Below are 13,975 nucleotides of genomic sequence, written 5' to 3'. Positions count from 1 at the left end.
AGAGCGGGTATCTGACGTCGCAACTATCAGACGAAGCACAGTCATCGATATGCAGTGGCATCATCGCGGGGCAGCCCATCCAGTGGGAGCGGGCTTGCCCCGCGATGAGGATTTCGGCCTGAAAACAAAACACCCCGCCGAGGCGGGGTGTTTGTTACAGCACGATCGATCAACCGATCAGTTGCAGGCCTGCATGCTGGACCATGTCCAGCAACGGCTGCGGGTACACACCCAGCACGAAGGCGAGGATGGCGATGGCCAGCAGCATGACGCCACCGGTGCGCTGTTCCCAGTTCAGCGGGGCGTCGTGGCGACGCAGTTTTGGCTCGATCAGGTACAGGGTGACCATCACGCGCAGGTAGTAGAACACGCCGATGGCACTACCGATCACCAGGGCACCGACCAGCCACCACAGCTGCGACTCGACGCCGGTAGCGATGATGTAGAACTTGCCGATGAAGCCTGCGGTCAGCGGGATGCCGGCCAGCGACAGCATCATCACGGTCAGTACCGCGGTCAGGTACGGACGGCGCCAGAACAGGCCGCGATACTCGTACAGGGCGTCGGCGTCACGGCCGTTGTACGGCGAGGACATCAGGGTGATGACGCCGAAGGCACCGAGGCTGGTGATCACGTAGGTGACCAGGTACACACCGATGGCTTCAACGGCCAGGCCCTTGCTCGCCACCAGGGCGATCAGCAGGTAACCGAAGTGGGCGATCGAGGAGTAACCGAGCAGACGCTTGAGGTTGCTCTGGGTCAGCGCCAACAGGTTACCGATCAGGATCGAGGCCACGGCGATCACCGACAGCACGGTGGTCAGCACGCCGCTGCTGGCAGCAGGGGAGAGCATGAACAGGCGTACGACGACGGCGAACACGGCAACCTTGCTGGCGGTGGCCAGGAAGGCGGCAACCGGTGCCGGAGCACCTTCGTAGACGTCCGGGGTCCACAGGTGGAACGGTACCAGCGACAGTTTGAACGCCAGGCCAACCAGCATCATGCCCAGGCCCAGTTGGGCGATCATGCTCGGCATGCTGGTGGTTGCCAGGGCTTTGCCGATGCCATCGAAGCTCAGGCTGCCAGCGTCGGCATACAGCAGCGCCATGCCGAACAGCAGGAAGGCGGAACCGGCGGCCGAGAGCACCATGTACTTGATGCCGGCTTCCAGCGAACGCTTGTTGAAGAAGGCGTAGGCGACCAGGCCGTAGACCGGTACCGAGAGCAGCTCCAGGCCAATGAACAGGCCTGCCAGATGCTGCGCGCTGACCAGTACCAGACCGCCCAGGGCGGACATGAGGATCAGCAGGTACAGTTCTTCGCGGTTGCCCGGGTAGCCTTTGCCGCCCTCACCCAGATACGCGTGGGCGAGGGTGACGCACGCCAGGGTGGCAACCAGGATCAGCGCCATGTACAGGCAGGCGAAGTTGTCGATGGTCAGCAGCGGGGTGACTGCCAGGGGCGCAACCTTCAGCGCCGGGATGATCGACAGCAGGGCCAGGTTCAGGCCCACGGTCGACAGCAGGAAGGTTTGCGAGTGGTTGCGCCGCCAGGCGATCGCCAGCATCACCACGACCGTGGTGATGGTGGTGATCAGCAGCGGCGCAAGCGCGATAAAGTGTTGAATCGTAAGGTCCATAGCGCTCTTACCGGGCCGAAGCGAGTTGAGTGAAAGCGGTACCGATCCACTGCTGCACACCGCTCATGGTGGCGGCAGAAGTGTCCAGGAACGGCTGCGGGTAGATGCCCAGCAGGATCAGCAGGCCAGCCAGGCCCAGCACCATGATCATTTCGCGGGTGTCCATGCCAGCCAGGACTTCATCGGATTTCGCCGGGCCGAAGTAGGCGCGGTGAATCATGATCAGCGAGTACACCGAACCGAATACCAGGCCCGAGGTCGCGATCACGGTGACCCATGGCGAAGCGACGAAGCTGCCGATCAGGATCAGGAACTCGCCAACGAAGTTACCGGTACCTGGCAGGCCCAGGGATGCGGCGGCGAAGAACAGGCTGATGGCCGGCAGGTAGGCGATGCGGTGCCACAGGCCGCCCATCTGACGCATGTCACGGGTGTGCAGGCGTTCGTACAGCTGGCCGGCGAGGATAAAGAGTGCCGCAGCCGACAGGCCGTGAGCCAGCATCTGGATCACCGCGCCTTGCAGTGCTTGCTGGCTGCCGGAGTAGATACCGATCAGCACGAAGCCCATGTGCGAAACGCTGGAGAAGGCGACCAGACGCTTGATGTCGGTTTGGGCGAAGGCCAGGAAAGCGCCGTAGAAAATCCCGATCAGACCCAGGGTCATGGCGATCGGTGCAAACTCGGCCGAGGCATTCGGGAACAGCGGTAGGGCGAAACGCAGCAGGCCGTAGGCCGCAGTCTTCAGCAAGATACCGGCAAGGTCCACGGAACCTGCGGTCGGTGCCTGGGCGTGAGCGTCAGGCAGCCAGGAGTGGAAAGGTACCACTGGCAGCTTGACCGCGAAGGCGATGAAGAAGCCGAGCATCAGCACGTATTCGGTACCCGCCGGCAGGTCGGCCTTGAGCAACTGGGTGTAGTCGAAGGTGATTACACCGGTGTTGCTGTAGTTGACCAGTACCAGACCAAGGATCGCCACCAGCATGATCAGGCCGCTGGCCTGGGTGAAGATGAAGAACTTGGTCGCAGCGTAGATCCGGGTCTTCTTGCCATCCGAGGAACTGTGACCCCAGAGCGCGATGAGGAAATACATCGGCACCAGCATCATTTCCCAGAAGAAGAAGAACAGGAACAGGTCCAGGGCCAGGAACACACCGACCACGCCGCCGAGGATCCACATCAGGTTGAGGTGGAAGAAGCCGACGTGGCGAGTGATCTCTTTCCACGAGCACAGTACCGAGAGCACACCGAGCAGGCCGGTGAGCAGGATCATCAGCAGCGACAGGCCATCGAGGGCCAGGTGCAGGCTGATGCCGAAGCGCTCGATCCACAGCACTTTGAATTCGAACGCCCACTCAGGCGCAGCGCCCGGTGCAGGGGCCAGGGTGTAGTCCCCGTTGGCCCACAGCCAGAGGCCGATACCAAGCAGCAGGGACATGGTCAGCAGCGCAATCCAGCGCGGCAGGGTGGCGCCGAAGCGCTCACCCAGCCAGCACAGCAGGCCGCCGATGAAGGGGATCAGGATCAGCCAAGGCAAAATCATGACGGGCTCAATTCCTTTCGCAAAGTCGCAAGGTTCATATCAGACCGCAGCCATAACAACGGCACCGAGAACAAGCACGGCACCTACGGCGATCGAAGCGGTGTACCAGCGCAGCTGACCGGTTTCGGTTTTGCTCATGGCGGCATGACCGCCCTTCGCCATACGCGGAATCAGGCCAATGCTGCGGTCAACCGGATCCTTGCGCAGGATGTGGCTGATCAGCAGGTAAGGTTTGACGAACAGCTTGTCGTAGATCCAGTCGAAGCCCCAGGCGGCGAACCACCAGGCCGACAGCACACGACCGATGCCACTGTTGGCGATCGCGGTAACCAGGCGACGCTTGCCCAGGAACAGCATCGCGGCCAGCAGGATGCCGGCGATGGCGATGGCGCCCGAGGCGATTTCCAGGCTGTGCTTGGCTTCGCCGCCGGCATGGCCGACGCTCTGCGGCAGCACGCCCGCCAGGGGTGGATGAATCCAGGCACCGACGAAAGTCGACAGCACGATCAGCACGCCCAGCGGCAGCCAGTGGGAAATCCCGTGGCCGGCATGCGCTTCGGTCTTGGCTTCGCCGTGGAAGGCGATGAAGATCAGGCGGAAGGTGTACAGCGAGGTCATGAAGGCACCGACTAGGCCGGCGTACAGCAAACCGTTGTTGCCGCTGGCGAAGGCTTCCCAGAGGATCTCGTCCTTGGAGTAGAAACCGGCGGTCAGCAGCGGCAGGGCAGCCAGGGCGGCACCACCGACGATGAAGCTGGCGTAGGCCAGTGGCAGTTTCTTCCACAGGCCGCCCATCTTGAAGATGTTCTGCTCGTGGTGGCAGGCAACGATCACCGCACCGGAGGCAAGGAACAGCAGGGCCTTGAAGAAGGCGTGGGTCATCAGGTGGAAGATCGCGCCTTCCCAGGCGCCAACGCCCAGGGCCAGGAACATGTAGCCGATCTGGCTCATGGTCGAGTAGGCGAGGATACGCTTGATGTCGGTCTGTACCAGGGCGGCAAAGCCGGCCAGCACCAGGGTCACGCCGCCGACCACACCGACCAGGTGCAGTACGTCAGGTGCCAGGGCGAACAGGCCGTGGGTACGGGCAATCAGGTAGACACCGGCGGTCACCATGGTTGCCGCGTGGATCAGTGCCGAAACCGGGGTAGGGCCGGCCATCGCGTCGGCAAGCCAGGTCTGCAGCGGCAGCTGGGCCGATTTACCGACCGCGCCACCGAGCAGCATCAGGGTTGCCAGGACCATCCAGAAATCACCCGCCTGGAACTTCTGCGGGGCCAGTACCAGCAGTTCCTGAACGTTCAGGGTACCCAGTTGCTGGAACAGGATGAACAGGCCGATGGCCATGAACACGTCGCCGATACGGGTGACGATGAAGGCTTTGAGTGCGGCGTTACCGTTGTTGCGGTTGCTGTAGTAGAAACCGATCAACAGGTACGAGCACAGGCCCACGCCTTCCCAACCGAAGTAGATGAACAGCAGGTTGTCGCCCAGGATCAGGAACAGCATGCTGGCAATGAACAGGTTGGTGTAGGCGAAGAAGCGCGAGTAACCGGCTTCACCGCGCATGTACCAGGAGGCGAACAGGTGGATCAGGAAACCCACGCCGACCACCACGCCGAGCATGGTCACCGACAGGCCGTCCAGGTACAGGGTGAAGTTCGGTGCAAAGCCGTCTACCGACATCCACTGCCACAGCAGCTGGCTGTACGCGCCGCCGGCAGGCGGGGCAACGTTGAACTGCCAGATCACGTAGGCGGCGACGATGGCCGAGAGGCCCACCGAACCGACGCCAACCAGCGCCGACAGGTTCTCGGACCAGCGACCGCGCGAGAACGACAGCAGCAGAAAGCCGATCAGGGGGAATACGAACGTCAGAAAGAGAAGGTTCATCCGCGCATCTCACTGGCTGCATCGATATCGAGAGTGTGGAAGCGGCGATACAGCTGCAACAGGATCGCCAGGCCAATACTGGCCTCGGCCGCTGCCAGGCTGATCACCAGGATGAACATGATTTGTCCATCCGGCTGCGCCCAGCGGCTGCCGGCGACGATGAAGGCCAGTGCCGAGGCGTTCATCATGATTTCCAGGCTCATCAGCACGAAAAGAATGTTGCGGCGCACCATCAGGCCTACCAGGCCGAGGCAGAACAGGATGCCGGCGACGGCCAAGCCATGTTCGAGTGGAATTGCTGGCATGTGATTACTCCTTCGCCTCGTTGCGGCCGAGATGGAAAGCCGTCACCGCTGCAGCGAGCAGCAGCATCGAGGCCAGTTCCACCACCAGCAGGTAAGGGCCGAACAGGCTGATGCCGACGGCCTTGGCGTCAACGGTGGTGTGGCCGATGCCGGCGCCGCTTTCGCTGGCGAACAGCACGTACAGCAGCTCGACCAGCAGCAGCGCACCCAGCACTACCGGGCCGAGCCAGATGCCCGGCTTGAGCCAGCCGCGTTCCTGGGCGACCGAAGCCGGCCCGAGGTTGAGCATCATCACCACGAAGACGAACAGCACCATGATGGCGCCAGCGTAGGCGATCACTTCCAGAACACCGGCGAACGGAGCGCCGAGGGCGAAGAACGTCATCGCCACGGAGATCAGCGAAATGATCAGGTAGAGCAGGGCGTGCACGGGGTTGGTGTTGGTGATCACCCGAAGGGTGGACACCACAGCGACACCAGATGCGAAATAGAAAGCGAATTCCATCTTTCTTCCTTAAGGGAGCAAGCTCTTCACGTTGATCGGCTCGGCTTCGTTCTGCGCGGCGCCTTTCGGCTTGCCGGCAACAGCCATACCTGCAACACGGTAGAAGTTGTAGTCAGGGTTCTTGCCGGGGCCGGAGATCAGCAGATCTTCTTTCTCGTACACCAGGTCCTGACGTTTGAACTCGGCCATTTCGAAATCCGGCGTGAGCTGGATCGCGGTGGTCGGGCAGGCTTCCTCGCAGAGGCCGCAGAAAATGCAACGGGAGAAGTTGATGCGGAAGAACTCCGGGTACCAACGACCGTCTTCTGTTTCGGCTTTCTGCAGCGAGATGCAACCGACCGGGCACGCCACGGCACACAGGTTGCACGCTACACAGCGCTCTTCGCCATCCGGGTCGCGGGTCAGGACGATGCGGCCACGGTAGCGTGGCGGCAGGTAGACCGGCTCTTCGGGGTATTGCAGGGTGTCACGTTTGCGAAAACCGTGAGAGAACACCATCACAAGGCTGCGCAGTTGAGTGCCAGTGCCCTTAACGATGTCGCCAATATATTTGAACATGGGTCAAATCCTCACTGGGCCGCAACAGCTGGCGTGTTGAGCAACACGAGCGCAGCGGTCACCAGCAAATTGATCAGGGTCAGCGGCAGGCAGAACTTCCAGCTGAAGTCCATCACCTGGTCATAGCGCGGGCGCGGGATAGAGGCGCGCAGCAGGATGAACAGCATGATGAAGAACGCGGTCTTCAGGGCGAACCAGACGAACGACAGTTGCGGCAGGATGCCGAACGGGCCGTGCCAGCCACCGAAGAACAGGGTTACCAGCAGCGCCGAGATCAGGATGATGCCGATGTACTCACCGACGAAGAACATGCCCCATTTCATGCCGGCATATTCAATGTGGTAACCGTCGGCCAGTTCCTGTTCCGCTTCCGGCTGGTCGAACGGGTGACGGTGAGTCACGGCGACGCCAGCGATGAAGAAGGTGCAGAAGCCGAAGAACTGCGGAATGATGAACCACAGGTTCTGGGCCTGGTAGTCAACGATATCGCGCATGTTGAACGAGCCGACCTGGGCCACGATGCCCATCAGCGCCAGGCCCATGAACACTTCGTACGACACGGTCTGGGCCGAGGCCCGCAGGCTGCCGAGCAGGGCGTACTTGTTGTTCGACGACCAGCCGGCGAACAGTACGGCGTATACCGACAGACCGGCCATGGCGAAGAAGAACAGCAGGCCGATGTTCAGGTCCGCGACACCCCAGGTCGGGGTGATCGGGATGATCGCGAAGGCGATCAGCAAGGCGCTCATCGCTACCACCGGCGCCAGGGTGAAGATCACCTTGTCGACGAAGGGTGGGTTCCAGTCTTCCTTGAAGAACATTTTCAGCATGTCGGCTGCGATCTGGAACATGCCGAACGGGCCGACGCGGTTCGGACCGTAGCGGTCCTGCCACCAGCCCAGCAGGCGCCGCTCGACGAAGCTGAGCAGCGCACCGCAGACCACTACGGCCAGCAAGACCACGATGGCCTTGATGACGGTGATGATCACATCGATCACTTCAGGGGTGAACCAGGTCATTGTGCTGCCTCCTGCAGGCCTTCGACGGATGCACCGAAGATGGCTGGCGGAATGCCGGCCAGGCCTTTGGGCAGGGCAACCAGGCCTGCGCCCAGTTCTTCATTGATGCGCAGCGGCAGACGCAGGGCAACGCCGGCCACGTTCAGGCTGAGCAGGGCGCCGTCGTTGACACCCAGGCGGTCGGCTTCGGACTTGGCCAGGGCCACGTAGGCCTCTGGGATGCGCTCTTGCACCGGCGCTGCGCGCGAGGAGTTCTCTTCGCTGCCGAACAGGTGGTAGAACGGCACGGCCTGCCAGGTGCCGCGAGCCGGAGCGAAGGCTGCCGGAATGCTGGCGAACCAGTTCAGCTTGTCGCCTTGGGTCTCGATCAGGCGGGTGCCCGGGTCGCCTGCACGCAGGTGACCACCGACCTCGTCCTGGAACTTGTTCCAGGCTTGTGGCGAGTTCCAGCCCGGCGACCAGGCGAACGGCACTTGCGAGCGCGGTTCGGCCGAACCCGAGTAACCTTCCATGGAGAAGGCGAACGCGGTGTCCTTGTCTTGCGGGGTACGCGGCTCGTGCACGCTGATGTTGGCGCGCATGGCAGTACGGCCGGAGTAGCGCAGCGGCTCACGCGCAAGCTTCATGCCCTTGATGCGGAACGAAGCGGACGGTGCGGCGTTGACGATACCGGTCAGTTGCGGCGCGGCAGCGGCGCAGGCGCTGGTGACGTGGTCCAGCTGGGTCCAGTCGACCGGCTTGTTGAGCAGGGTGGAACGCAGGGCGTGCATCCAGCGCCAGCCTTCGTGGACCAGGATGCTACTGTCCAGGTAGGTTGGGTCGAACACCTGGAAGAAGCGCTGGGCGCGGCCTTCCAGGCTGACCAGGGTACCGTCGCCTTCGGCGAAGGTCGCCGCCGGCAGCACCAGGTGGGCGCGGTCGGTGGTGGCGGTCTTCTGGTGATCGGCAACGATGACCACCTTGGCGGCGGCCAGGGCAGCGTCGACCTTGGCAGCGGCAACGCGGCTGTACAGGTCGTTTTCCAGCACGACAATGGCGTCGGCCTTGCCTGCGATGACAGCGTCCAGCGCGGCATCGATCGACTCGCCACCGAGCATGGCCAGGCCGAGGCTGTTGGCCTCAGGCACTACCAGGCTCAGCGAGCCGTTCTTCTCGCGCAGTTTCAGGGCCTTGGCGATGTTGGCGGCGGCTTCGATCAGGGCGTTGGAGGCCAGCGAGGTACCGGCAACCACCAGCGGACGGTTGGCGGCAACCAGGGCGTCGGCGATGCGCTTGGCCAGGGCCAGGGCTTCGGCGTCCAGGCCTTCGACGGCAGGCGCGCTCGGGTCGATGGCGTGAGCCACGGCGAAACCGATACGGGCCAGGTCGTCCGGCGCTGCGTGCACGCACTCTTCGGCGACGTCATCGAGCTTGGTTTCAGCCAGGCTTGCGATAAACAGCGGGTACATGGCGTGCTGGCCGATGTTCTTCACCGCGGCATCGAGCCACGGCTGAACGCGCATGGCATCGGCCATGGCTTCGGCCTTGCCCTTGACCGACTGGCGCAGGGCCAGGGCTACGCGGGCGGCGGTCTGGGTCAGGTCTTCGCCGAGGACGAACACTGCGTCATGGTCTTCCATGTCGCGCAGGGTCGGCACCGGCAGCGGGCTGTCGTTGAGCACTTGCAGGGCCAGGCGCACGCGGGCCAGCTCAGCGGCTTCCATACCCGAGTAGAAGTGCTCGGCACCGACCAGCTCACGCAGGCCGTAGTTGCTTTCGAGGCTGGCGCGCGGCGAACCGATACCGACGATGTTGCGCCCGCGCAGCATGTCCGCGGCCTTGTCCAGGGCGGCATCCAGGCTCAGCTTGGTGCCGTCGGCCAGCAGTGGCTGACGTGGACGGTCGGTGCGGTTGACGTAGCCATAGCCGAAACGGCCACGGTCGCAGAGGAAGTACTGGTTGACCGAACCGTTGAAGCGGTTTTCGATCCGGCGCAGCTCGCCGTAACGCTCACCCGGGCTGATGTTGCAACCGCTGGAGCAGCCATGGCAGATGCTCGGGGCAAACTGCATGTCCCATTTGCGGTTGTAGCGCTCGGAGTGGGTCTTGTCGGTGAACACACCGGTGGGGCAGACCTCGGTGAGGTTGCCGGAGAACTCGCTCTCGAGGGTGCCGTCTTCAACGCGACCGAAGTAGACGTTGTCGTGGGCACCGAATACGCCCAGGTCGGTACCGCCGGCGTAATCCTTGTAGTAACGCACGCAACGGTAGCAGGCGATGCAGCGGTTCATCTCGTGGGCGATGAACGGGCCGAGTTCCTGGTTCTGGTGGGTACGCTTGGTGAAACGGTAGCGGCGCTCGTTGTGGCCGGTCATGACCGTCATGTCTTGCAGGTGGCAGTGACCGCCTTCCTCGCACACCGGGCAGTCGTGCGGGTGGTTGGTCATCAGCCATTCGACGACGCTGGCACGGAATACCTTGGCTTCTTCGTCTTCGATGGAAATCCAGCTGCCATCGGTGGCAGGGGTCATGCAGGACATGACGATGCGACCACGGGTGTCGTTTTCGTCGGTGTACTGCTTGACCGCACACTGGCGGCAGGCACCGACGCTACCGAGCGCCGGGTGCCAGCAGAAATAGGGGATGTCGAGGCCGAGCGACAGACACGCCTGTAACAGGTTGTCTGCGCCGTTGACTTCGAGCTCTTTGCCGTCTACGTGGATAGTGGCCATGGTTCAAAGTTCTTCGTTGGCCCGCGTCTGCGGGCGTGGCTAATGGAAATCTGTGTGCCTGCAGCCCGCGACAGGTGTCCCCGGGCGAGCTGGGCAGGCAGCGGGCGGCACGGACCGCCCGCGTTGTTATTCGTTATGCGCCGACGACGATCGGTTTCGCCAGGTCCGGGCGCAGGCCGGCAGCGGCAGCAGCCGGTGCCTGGCTGGCAATGCCAGCCTCGAACTCAGGGCGGAAGTACTTGATCGCGCTACCCAGCGGCTCAACGGCGCCCGGTGCGTGGGCACAGAAGGTCTTGCCTGGGCCGAGGAAACCGACCAGACCCAGCAGGGTCTCGATGTCGCCCTGCTGGCCCTGGCCTTTCTCGAGGGCGCGCAGGAGCTTGACGCTCCACGGCAGGCCATCGCGGCACGGGGTGCAGAAGCCACAGGATTCACGGGCGAAGAACTCTTCCATGTTGCGCAGCAGCGAGACCATGTTGACGCTGTCGTCCACGGCCATGGCCAGGCCGGTACCCATACGGGTGCCGACCTTGGCGATGCCACCGGCGTACATTTGCGCGTCCAGGTGCTCGGGCAGCAGGAAACCGGTACCGGCGCCGCCTGGCTGCCAGCACTTGAGCTTGAAGCCATCGCGCATGCCGCCGGCGTAGTCTTCGAACAGCTCGCGGGCCGGGACGCCGAACGGCAGTTCCCACAGGCCCGGGTTCTTGACCTTGCCGGAGAAGCCCATCAGCTTGGTGCCGTGGTCTTCGCTGCCTTCGCGGGCCAGGGACTTGTACCAGTCGATACCGTTGCCGACGATGGCCGGCACGTTGCACAGGGTCTCGACGTTGTTCACGCAGGTCGGCTTGCCCCATACGCCAACGGCGGCAGGGAAGGGCGGCTTGGAACGCGGGTTGGCGCGGCGGCCTTCGAGGGAGTTGATCAGTGCGGTTTCTTCACCGCAGATGTAGCGCCCGGCACCGGTGTGGACGAACAGCTCGAAGTCGAAGCCGCTGCCGAGGATGTTCTTGCCCAACAGGCCTGCAGCCTTGGCTTCCTCGACCGCACGGTTGAGGTTGCGCGCTGCGGTGGTGTATTCGCCACGCAGGAAGATGTAGCCGCGGTAGGCCTTCAGCGCGCGGGCGCTGATCAGCATGCCTTCGATCAGCAGATGGGGCTGTTGCTCCATCAGCATGCGGTCTTTCCAGGTGTTGGGTTCCATTTCGTCCGCGTTGCACAGCAGGTAGCGGATGTTCATGGATTCGTCTTTGGGCATCAGGCCCCATTTGACGCCGGTGGGGAAGCCCGCACCGCCACGGCCCTTGAGGCCGGAATCTTTCACGGTCTGGACGATATCGTCCTGGGACATCTGCGCCAGGGCCTTGCGGGCGGCGGCGTAGCCGTCCTTGGCCTGGTACTCGTCGAGCCACAGCGGCTCGCCGTCGTCACGCAGGCGCCAGGTCAGCGGATGAGTTTCAGCCGAACGCGCAATGCGGTTGGCCGGGCCGAAGGAAGTGATGGTCATACGTAACCCTCCAGCAGTTTGGAGACGCCAGCAGGCTGCACGTCGCCAAAGGTGTCGTCGTCGATCATCAGCGCCGGGGCCTTGTCGCAGTTGCCCAGGCAGCACACCGGCAGCAGGGTGAAGCGCCCGTCCGCGGTGGTCTGGCCCAGGCCAATGCCCAGCTCGCTCTGGATCTGGCTGACCACCGACTCGTGGCCGCCGATGTAGCAGACCATGCTGTCGCAGACGCGGATGATGTGCCGGCCAACCGGTTGACGGAAGATCTGGCTATAGAAGGTGGCCACGCCTTCGACGTCGCTGGCCGGAATGCCAAGCACTTCGCCGATGGCGTAGATGGCGCCGTCCGGCACCCAGCCGCGTTCCTTCTGGACGATCTTCAGGGCTTCGATGGACGCCGCGCGCGGGTCCTCGTAGTGATGCATCTCGTGCTCGATGGCCGAGCGCTCGGTTTCGCTCAGGGCGAAACGGTCGGTTTGGATAAGCGTGCTGTTCATGCTTAGCGGTCCACGTCAGCCATAACGAAGTCGATACTGCCCAGGTACGCAATGAGGTCCGCGACCATGCTGCCGCGGATCACCGAAGGGATCTGCTGCAGGTGCGGGTAGCTCGGGGTACGGATCCGGGTGCGGTAGCTCATGGTGCCGCCGTCGCTCGTCAGGTAGTAACTGTTGATGCCCTTGGTCGCCTCGATCATCTGGAAGGATTCGTTGGCCGGCATGACCGGGCCCCACGAAACCTGCAGGAAGTGAGTGATCAGGGTTTCGATGTGCTGCAGGGTGCGCTCTTTCGGCGGCGGCGTGGTCAGCGGGTGATCCGCCTTGTACGGGCCTTCCGGCATGTTGCGCAGGCACTGGTCGATGATGCGGATACTCTGGCGCATCTCCTCGACACGGACCATGCAGCGATCGTAGGCATCGCCGTTGTGGGCCAGCGGTACTTCGAACTCGAAGTTCTCGTAGCCGGAGTAAGGGCGGGCTTTGCGCAGGTCGAAGTCAAGACCGGTGGAACGCAGGCCAGCACCGGTGACGCCCCATTCCAGGGCTTCTTTGGTGTTGTACTGGGCAACGCCGATGGTCCGGCCCTTGAGGATACTGTTCTGCAGGGCGGCCTTGGTGTACTCGTCGAGGCGCTTTGGCAGCCAGTCGACGAAGTCTTTCACCAGTTTTTCCCAGCCGCGCGGCAGGTCGTGGGCAACGCCACCGATGCGGTACCAGGCCGGGTGCAGACGGAAGCCGGTGATTGCTTCGATCACGGTGTAGGCACGCTGACGGTCGGTGAAGGTGAAGAACACCGGGGTCATGGCGCCGACGTCCTGGATGTAGGTACCCAGGAACAGCAGGTGGCTGGTGATGCGGAAGAACTCGGCGAGCATGATGCGGATCACGTCGACCTTCTGCGGCACCTGGATGCCGGCCAGCTTCTCTACCGCCAGTACGTACGGCAGGTTGTTCATCACCCCGCCGAGGTAGTCGATACGGTCGGTGTAGGGGATGAAGCTGTGCCAGGACTGACGCTCGGCCATCTTCTCGGCACCACGGTGGTGGTAGCCGATGTCCGGGACGCAGTCGACGATCTCTTCGCCGTCCAGCTGCAGGACGATACGGAAGGCACCGTGAGCCGAAGGGTGGTTCGGGCCCAGGTTGAGGAACATGTAGTCCTCGTTGGCGCCGGAACGCTTCATGCCCCAGGCCTCAGGGTTGAAGCGCGCGGCTTCTTCCTCGAGCTGCTGCTTGGCCAGGGTCAGGCTGTACGGATCGAATTCGGTGGCGCGGGCAGGGTAGTCCTTGCGCAGCGGGTGACCTTCCCAGGTCGGCGGCATCATGATCCGGGTCAGGTGCGGGTGGCCGGCAAAGTCGATGCCGAACATGTCCCAGACTTCACGCTCGTACCAGTTGGCGTTGGGCCAGATACCGGTGACGGTGGGCAGGTTCAGGTCGCCTTCGCTCAAGGCTACCTTGATCATCACGTCGCTGTTCCGCTCCACCGACAGCAGGTGGTAGAACACGCTGAAGTCGGCGCCCGGCAGGCCGCGGCGCTGGGTGCGCAGGCGCTCGTCGACGCCATGCAGGTCGTAGAGCATGCTGTACGGTTTGGCGACATGGCGCAGGAAACTCAGCACTTCCCTGAGTTTTTCGCGGGTAACCCAAAGCACCGGCATGCCGGTGCGGGTTTCCTGGGCGACGAACGCTTCGGGGCCGAATTTGTTGTTCAGTTCGACGACCACATCCTGGTCGTCAGCCTTGTAAGGCGGGATATAAATAGCGGTGTCCGCTGTCATGGTCTCGGTCGCTTTCGGTC

Annotated in this window: 11 protein-coding genes; all 11 read right to left on the bottom strand. The window is 63.1% G+C overall.

Features of this window, described 5'->3' with window-relative positions; all coding sequences use genetic code 11:
• Nucleotides 1-169 precede the first annotated feature (169 nt).
• A complete protein-coding gene (gene nuoN / locus F8N82_RS15245) occupies nt 170-1,639 on the bottom strand; it encodes an NADH-quinone oxidoreductase subunit NuoN (protein WP_038996053.1) in 1,470 nt (489 codons plus the stop codon).
• Between the two features lie 7 nt (nt 1,640-1,646).
• Nucleotides 1,647-3,179, bottom strand: coding sequence for an NADH-quinone oxidoreductase subunit M (gene nuoM, locus F8N82_RS15240; protein WP_038996052.1), 1,533 nt, complete (start codon nt 3,177-3,179; stop codon nt 1,647-1,649).
• A 39-nt stretch (nt 3,180-3,218) separates the two neighbouring features.
• On the bottom strand, nt 3,219-5,072 hold the full coding sequence (gene nuoL / locus F8N82_RS15235; RefSeq protein WP_038996051.1) for an NADH-quinone oxidoreductase subunit L: 1,854 nt from the start codon (nt 5,070-5,072) through the stop codon (nt 3,219-3,221).
• Nucleotides 5,069-5,377 (bottom strand): NADH-quinone oxidoreductase subunit NuoK, encoded by a 309-nt coding sequence (nuoK, locus tag F8N82_RS15230; RefSeq protein ID WP_028944232.1) that lies wholly within the window; start codon nt 5,375-5,377, stop codon nt 5,069-5,071. The genes nuoL and nuoK overlap by 4 nt, the downstream gene beginning before the upstream one ends.
• Before the next feature lie 4 nt (nt 5,378-5,381).
• Complete coding sequence (gene nuoJ / locus F8N82_RS15225; RefSeq protein WP_038996050.1) at nt 5,382-5,882, bottom strand: NADH-quinone oxidoreductase subunit J; 501 nt, start codon at nt 5,880-5,882, stop codon at nt 5,382-5,384.
• A gap of 9 nt (nt 5,883-5,891) precedes the next feature.
• Complete coding sequence (gene nuoI, locus F8N82_RS15220) at nt 5,892-6,440, bottom strand: NADH-quinone oxidoreductase subunit NuoI (RefSeq protein WP_009400993.1); 549 nt, start codon at nt 6,438-6,440, stop codon at nt 5,892-5,894.
• 11 nt (nt 6,441-6,451) lie between these two features.
• A complete protein-coding gene (gene nuoH, locus F8N82_RS15215; RefSeq protein WP_038996049.1) occupies nt 6,452-7,459 on the bottom strand; it encodes an NADH-quinone oxidoreductase subunit NuoH in 1,008 nt (335 codons plus the stop codon).
• Nucleotides 7,456-10,170, bottom strand: coding sequence for an NADH-quinone oxidoreductase subunit NuoG (nuoG, locus tag F8N82_RS15210; protein WP_038996047.1), 2,715 nt, complete (start codon nt 10,168-10,170; stop codon nt 7,456-7,458). Before nuoG ends, nuoH begins: the two co-directional genes overlap by 4 nt.
• Before the next feature lie 133 nt (nt 10,171-10,303).
• On the bottom strand, nt 10,304-11,677 hold the full coding sequence (gene nuoF / locus F8N82_RS15205) for an NADH-quinone oxidoreductase subunit NuoF (protein WP_038996045.1): 1,374 nt from the start codon (nt 11,675-11,677) through the stop codon (nt 10,304-10,306).
• Nucleotides 11,674-12,171: an NADH-quinone oxidoreductase subunit NuoE gene (nuoE, locus tag F8N82_RS15200; RefSeq protein ID WP_012313767.1), complete on the bottom strand. Its 498-nt coding sequence runs from the start codon at nt 12,169-12,171 to the stop codon at nt 11,674-11,676. Before nuoE ends, nuoF begins: the two co-directional genes overlap by 4 nt.
• 2 nt (nt 12,172-12,173) lie before the next feature.
• A complete protein-coding gene (gene nuoC / locus F8N82_RS15195) occupies nt 12,174-13,955 on the bottom strand; it encodes an NADH-quinone oxidoreductase subunit C/D (protein ID WP_038996044.1) in 1,782 nt (593 codons plus the stop codon).
• Nucleotides 13,956-13,975: the final 20 nt, after the last annotated feature.

Origin of the sequence: Pseudomonas fluorescens (assembly GCF_902497775.2) — a bacterium.
Lineage (GTDB): Bacteria > Pseudomonadota > Gammaproteobacteria > Pseudomonadales > Pseudomonadaceae > Aquipseudomonas > Aquipseudomonas putida_F.
The sequence above is the reverse complement of the archived record's forward strand: the minus strand, read 5'-3'. Positions and strand labels throughout refer to the sequence as shown.

What these genes read in the sequence shown, in the direction of transcription:
- nuoN (WP_038996053.1), bottom strand. Translation starts at nt 1,639, where the DNA reads ATGGACCTTACGATTCAACACTTTATCGCGCTTGCGCCGCTGCTGATC.
- nuoM (WP_038996052.1), bottom strand. Translation starts at nt 3,179, where the DNA reads ATGATTTTGCCTTGGCTGATCCTGATCCCCTTCATCGGCGGCCTGCTG.
- nuoL (WP_038996051.1), bottom strand. Translation starts at nt 5,072, where the DNA reads ATGAACCTTCTCTTTCTGACGTTCGTATTCCCCCTGATCGGCTTTCTG.
- nuoK (WP_028944232.1), bottom strand. Translation starts at nt 5,377, where the DNA reads ATGCCAGCAATTCCACTCGAACATGGCTTGGCCGTCGCCGGCATCCTG.
- nuoJ (WP_038996050.1), bottom strand. Translation starts at nt 5,882, where the DNA reads ATGGAATTCGCTTTCTATTTCGCATCTGGTGTCGCTGTGGTGTCCACC.
- nuoI (WP_009400993.1), bottom strand. Translation starts at nt 6,440, where the DNA reads ATGTTCAAATATATTGGCGACATCGTTAAGGGCACTGGCACTCAACTG.
- nuoH (WP_038996049.1), bottom strand. Translation starts at nt 7,459, where the DNA reads ATGACCTGGTTCACCCCTGAAGTGATCGATGTGATCATCACCGTCATC.
- nuoG (WP_038996047.1), bottom strand. Translation starts at nt 10,170, where the DNA reads ATGGCCACTATCCACGTAGACGGCAAAGAGCTCGAAGTCAACGGCGCA.
- nuoF (WP_038996045.1), bottom strand. Translation starts at nt 11,677, where the DNA reads ATGACCATCACTTCCTTCGGCCCGGCCAACCGCATTGCGCGTTCGGCT.
- nuoE (WP_012313767.1), bottom strand. Translation starts at nt 12,171, where the DNA reads ATGAACAGCACGCTTATCCAAACCGACCGTTTCGCCCTGAGCGAAACC.
- nuoC (WP_038996044.1), bottom strand. Translation starts at nt 13,955, where the DNA reads ATGACAGCGGACACCGCTATTTATATCCCGCCTTACAAGGCTGACGAC.